We start from the raw sequence: 3906 nt of genomic DNA on the forward strand, positions 1-3906 counted from the left end.
TTTCTAATTTTCCATAGCTAATTTTAAAAGAGAAGCAAACAACCAAACTAAATACTTTTGATTTCATTTTATTGATAAAGACCACAATAACTAAGTTACCATCTCTATACTCCATAAAAACAAAAATATTTTCAAATATAATACAGCAGTAACTGAAAAACTAGTCGTTTATAAAATTATGAATTTCAATTAATTTTGATTCATTTAGCTTAAAATTTTACTGGTAATCAGTACACCATACCTTACACAATTTTGCTGTAAGTCTGATAAAACGTCGATATTTTCAATAATTTTCAGGAAATTTAATCGAATTCGTATCCCTGAGGTCACGAGTTCATTCGCTGTAGTGAACTCGCTATAAAACGAATTCTCATCCTTCTATTTACTAGGTTTTTTTTAATTAAAAAAATATTTACCTTGTAAGTAGTATTCAAATCAAGACGGTGATCGCCAATTATTTCAGCTCAACAAAACAAATTATTTCTAATTGATAGATCTCAGCCATCTAATACTTTTGATAAAATCTTTACTATTTTTAGTTTGCCTCAACAGTTAAATTATTTTATGCTTTTATTAATATTTAAAACCAAAACACGGTGCAATTAAAACTATAGGTTTAGTACCGCATACCTAAAGTTGACAAGCTTGAAATAGTATTAGCAACAGAAGTTCGTACAATAAAAAATAGTTGTACTTGCAATACATTATTGTGTTCTACTATTTAGAAGTTAAAGCGAGCCTGCGTCAACGAACAACCCTTAACACCTTATTCAATTTTCAAAAAAAAACCTACTCGAAGGAGTAGGTTTAGTCTATTTTAAAGTTTAGTTCTTTTCATTTCTCGAGCCAGTAACGTATTTTTCATTAGCATGGCTATGGTCATTGGTCCAACGCCTCCCGGTACGGGTGTGATAAAACTCGCTTTTTTGCTTACATTATCGAAATCTACATCTCCAGTAATTACATAACCTTTCTCGACAGAATCGTCGGCAACACGCGTGATACCTACATCGATTACCACTGCACCGTCCTTCACCATCTCTGCTTTTAGGTAATTAGGAACACCTAATGCTGTAATAATGATATCAGCTTGAGTAGTGATTTGTGCAATGTTCTTAGTATAACTGTGCGTTAAAGTCACCGTTGAGTTCCCAGGGAAGCCTTTTCGCCCCATCAAAATACTCATAGGACGCCCTACAATATGACTACGGCCAATTACCACTGTGTTTTTTCCTTGTGTTTCTACTCCATAACGTTCTAGTAACTCTAAAATTCCAAACGGAGTAGCTGGAATAAAGGTGCTCATATCAAGTGCCATTTTTCCAAAATTCTCTGGGTGAAACCCATCGACATCTTTACTAGGACAAACCGCCATTAAGACCTTTTGTTCGTCGATTTGAACTGGCAAAGGCAATTGAACGATAAAACCATCAATATTATCATCCTCGTTCAATTCCTTAATTTTCTTAAGCAATTCTGTTTCTGAGGTAGTACTCGGCATTTTTACTAAGGTAGATTCAAAACCTACTCTTTGGCAGGCTTTTACTTTACTTCCTACATAGGTTAAACTTGCACCATCGTTACCAACGATTACTGCTGCAAGATGAGGTACTTTTTCCCCATTTTTAATCATTTTGTCTACTTCAATAGCAATTTCGCTCTTGATGTCTTCTGCTGTTTTTTTTCCGTCTAGTAGTTGCATGTTAATTTAGTTTAAAGTTTTAAAGTCATTTTAAAAGCCCTTCCTCACAAGCACTAAAACCATTTAAAACCATATCGTTGTTGTTCCAATTTGTACTAAAAATTTAAGGTTTAAAATTTCGTGAAGAAATCTTAAACCTTAAAAATATTATTTCGGCATTCCGCCTGGCATTCCTTTCATACCGCCCATCATTTTCATTAGGTTTTTACCCCCTGGACCTTGCATCATTTTCATCATCTTGCTCATCTGGTCAAACTGTTTCATCAGTTGGTTGACTTGCTCTATTTTCGTTCCAGAACCTTTTGCGATTCTGTTTTTTCTTTTCACATCAATAACAGATGGTTTACTTCTTTCGATTGGAGTCATTGAATGAATGATTGCCTCAATATGTTTGAAGGCATCATCTTCAATTTCTACATCTTTCATCGCTTTTGAAGCACCTGGTATCATCCCGACTAACTCTTTCATGTTACCCATTTTCTTCACTTGCTGAATTTGTGAAAGGAAATCATCAAAACCAAATTCGTTTTTCGCAATTTTCTTTTGAATCTTTCTAGCTTCCTCTTCATCAAATTGCTCTTGCGCTCTTTCTACCAACGACACAACATCTCCCATTCCAAGGATACGCTCAGCCATACGTACAGGATAGAATACATCAATTGCATCCATTTTTTCTCCAGTACCTACAAACTTAATTGGTTTATTAACAACTGATTTGATAGATAAAGCAGCTCCACCACGAGTATCACCGTCTAATTTCGTTAGAATTACCCCGTCAAAATTTAAGATATCATTAAAGGCTTTTGCAGTATTTACAGCATCTTGTCCTGTCATGGCATCCACAACGAATAAAGTCTCCTGTGGTTTAATAGCATTATGAACACGAGCAATCTCGTCCATCATTTCTTGATCTACAGCTAAACGCCCTGCTGTATCGACAATTACCACATTAAACCCATTTGCTTTAGCGTGTTTAATTGCATTTTGAGCAATTTCAACAGGATTTTTATTTTCTGGCTCCGAATACACTTCTACACCAATGGAATCTCCTACAACATACAACTGCTGAATAGCAGCCGGACGGTAAATATCACAGGCAACTAATAACGGTTTCTTTCCTTTTTTAGTTTGAAGATAATTTGCCAATTTTCCTGAGAAAGTAGTTTTTCCCGATCCTTGCAAACCAGACATCAAAATTACAGATGGAGTTCCTTGCAGGTTAATACCCGCAACATCACCACCCATTAATTCAGTCAGTTCATCTTTAACCAATTTCACTAATAACTGACCCGGTTGTAACGTAGTTAATACGTCTTGACCAATTGCTTTTTCTTTTACTCGAGCAGTAAAATCCTTGGCAATTTTAAAATTCACATCGGCATCCAATAAGGCACGACGTACTTCTTTTAAAGTTTCGGCTACGTTTACTTCTGTTATTTTTCCGTGCCCTTTTAATATATGAAAGGCTTTGTCTAGTTTATCGCTTAAATTATCAAACATGTAATTGTTGTTTTAGGAATTGCAAATATAATACAAAGGATTAGAGACACAAGATTTTGATCTTTAAAACTTTGTTATTTCATCTGAAAATAAAAGAGATTTTCTCTCTTTAAATGAGACTGGTTTAAAACTGAAAATAAATAAAAGGTTGTGGCCCACTTGTAGAGGTGGCATAAACCACCCAAAATGTCACTGCAAGCGTAAATGCTTTAAAAACGATGGGCATTCTATCGAAAATCATTTTGTTGAAATCAACGACCTTCGTTGGTAGAAAATGCCAAGCAAATCCAAACAACATTATGATAAATACATTTTCGTACCCTTGAATAATCACCATCCATTGAGCAGGATCGAACGTAACTTGTTGAATTGAATTTAAAACATCTAAAGCCAAGTCAAAACTACCTGCGCGAAAGAAAATCCAACAAAAAGCTACAAAATTAAAGGTAAGCAAAACTGAGATTACATGAATAAATCGGGTACTAAAGGTCCATTTTGCTTCTTTTTGGGTCGGGAAATATTCGGCAAAAACTTTATTAACAGCCAGTGCTAATCCATGCAATGCTCCCCAAACAATAAAACGAACACTAGCGCCATTCCAAAAACCGCCAAGCAACATCGTCGTCATCATATTGAAATTAGTGTACATTGTTTTCTCAGTATTTTTAGAAAACAAAATAGTCAGCATAAAAACAATCAAAGCA

General features: G+C 34.9%; 2 protein-coding genes and 1 pseudogene. All 3 read right to left on the reverse strand.

What is annotated here, in order from left to right:
• Positions 1–817: 817 nt before the first annotated feature.
• A complete protein-coding gene (locus P8M54_RS04815) occupies positions 818–1702 on the reverse strand; it encodes a tetrahydrofolate dehydrogenase/cyclohydrolase catalytic domain-containing protein (protein ID WP_300285766.1) in 885 nt (294 codons plus the stop codon).
• 147 nt (positions 1703–1849) lie between these two features.
• Positions 1850–3202, reverse strand: a complete 1353-nt coding sequence (gene ffh, locus P8M54_RS04820) for a signal recognition particle protein (protein WP_300285768.1) — start codon at positions 3200–3202, stop codon at positions 1850–1852.
• A gap of 124 nt (positions 3203–3326) precedes the next feature.
• Positions 3327–3906: pseudogene (locus P8M54_RS04825) on the reverse strand (MBOAT family protein); the annotation flags it as partial.

This window comes from Flavobacterium sp. (genome assembly GCF_029242675.1).
In the GTDB taxonomy this organism is placed as follows: Bacteria; Bacteroidota; Bacteroidia; order Flavobacteriales; family Flavobacteriaceae; genus Flavobacterium.

What these genes read in the sequence shown, in the direction of transcription:
- P8M54_RS04815 (WP_300285766.1), bottom strand. Translation starts at nt 1,702, where the DNA reads ATGCAACTACTAGACGGAAAAAAAACAGCAGAAGACATCAAGAGCGAA.
- ffh (WP_300285768.1), bottom strand. Translation starts at nt 3,202, where the DNA reads ATGTTTGATAATTTAAGCGATAAACTAGACAAAGCCTTTCATATATTA.